The 1618-nt window shown below is 74.5% G+C and carries 2 protein-coding genes; both read left to right on the top strand.

Features of this window, described 5'->3' with window-relative positions; translation table 11 throughout:
- Positions 1-630 precede the first annotated feature (630 nt).
- Positions 631-1326 (top strand): demethylmenaquinone methyltransferase, encoded by a 696-nt coding sequence (locus AB8Z36_RS39920; RefSeq protein WP_369218254.1) that lies wholly within the window; start codon positions 631-633, stop codon positions 1324-1326.
- A gap of 142 nt (positions 1327-1468) precedes the next feature.
- The coding region (locus tag AB8Z36_RS39915; protein WP_369218255.1) for a zinc ribbon domain-containing protein at positions 1469-1618 on the top strand (150 nt) is incomplete at its 3' end.

Raw genomic sequence — 1618 nt, 5'->3', positions numbered from 1 at the left:
CCCCTGACGGGGCGCCCCTCACGCCGGTCTTCGCGTGGCGGCCGACAGGCTCCTTCGCCTGCGGCCCCCCGCCTTAGTTGCTCGCGCAGTTCCCCGCGCCCCTGACGGGGCGCCCCCCCCCCCCCCCCCCCCCCCCCCCCCCCCCCCCCCCCCCCCCCCCCCCCCCCCCCCCCCCCCCCCCCCCCCCCCCCCCCCCCCCCCCCCCCCCCCCCCCCCCCCCCCCCCCCCCCCCCCCCCCCCTGACGGGGCGCCCCTCACGCCGGTCTTCGCGTGGCGGCCGACAGGCTCCTTCGCCTGCGGCGGGCTTCCTTCGCGGGGCGGCTGTCGGGGTCCTTCGCCTGCGGCGGGCTTCCTTCGCGGGGGCGTCTGCCCCCCCCCCCCCCCCCCCCCCCCCCCCCCCCCCCCCCCCCCCCCCCCCCAGTTCCCCGCGCCCCGTCAGGGGCGCGGGGAACTGCGCGAGCAACCAAGGCGGGCCCGCAGCCGCCAAGCGAAGGCCGGCAAGGCAGACGCCCCCGCGAAGGAAGCCCGCCGCAGGCGAAGGACCCCGACAGCCGCCCCGCGAAGGAAGCCCGCCGCAGGCGAAGGAGCCCGCAGAGACGAAAGAGTTGCCCCGGCTGACACAATGGGCCGGTGACCAGAGCCTCCTTGGACAAGCAGCCGCACGACGTCGCCACCATGTTCGACGACGTCGCGGAACGATACGACGTCACCAACGACGTGCTCTCCCTCGGCCAGGCCCGCCTCTGGCGCAAGGAGGTCGCGAAGGCGGTGGCCGCGCGCCCCGCGCAGAAGATCCTGGACCTGGCCGCCGGCACCGCCACCTCCTCGCAGCCCTTCGCACAGGCGGGCGCGTACGTCGTGCCCTGCGACTTCTCCCTCGGCATGCTGCGCGTCGGCAAGCGGCGCCACCCGTGGATGCCGTTCACCGCGGGCGACGGGACGAAGCTGCCGTTCAAGGACGACACCTTCGACGCCGTCACGATCTCCTTCGGGCTGCGCAACATCCAGGACACCGGCGCCGCCCTGCGCGAGCTGTACCGCGTGACGAAGCCCGGCGGCCGCGTCGTGATCTGCGAGTTCTCGCACGCGACATGGGGACCGTTCCGGACGGTCTACGAGGAGTACCTGATGCGCGCGCTGCCCCCGGTCGCCCGCGCCGTCTCCTCCAACCCCGACGCGTACGTCTACCTCGCGGAGTCGATCCGCTCCTGGCCCGACCAGCCCACGCTGGCCGGGCTCCTGAAGGACGCGGGCTGGTCCAAGGTGGCGTGGCGGAACCTCACGGGTGGCGTCGTGGCGCTGCACCGGGGCTTCAAGCGGGACTGACGCCCCGTCGCCCCGCGCGAGCCCGGCGAACCCCCGCGCATAACGCTTGAGTTGAGAACAGGGATCTGGGACCGGCGGGGAACCGGTCACCGGGCAAGATGTGTCCGTTGATACGACCCCGCCAAAAACTTATGCGGCTCTTATGGGGTCGGTCCTTTCCCGCTCGCGGGAGATCGCCTGGACTAGACGGAGCGTTCTGATGGCGTCGTACTGCCCACACTGCGGGGCCGCTGCCCCCGAAGAGGCCCGCTTCTGCATGAAGTGCGGCAAGGAGCGCCTTCCGGAACCCGAG

Origin of the sequence: Streptomyces flavofungini, from assembly GCF_041028215.1 — a bacterium.
Classification (GTDB): domain Bacteria; phylum Actinomycetota; class Actinomycetes; order Streptomycetales; family Streptomycetaceae; genus Streptomyces; species Streptomyces flavofungini_B.
This window is presented reverse-complemented; position numbering and strand designations above follow the sequence as displayed.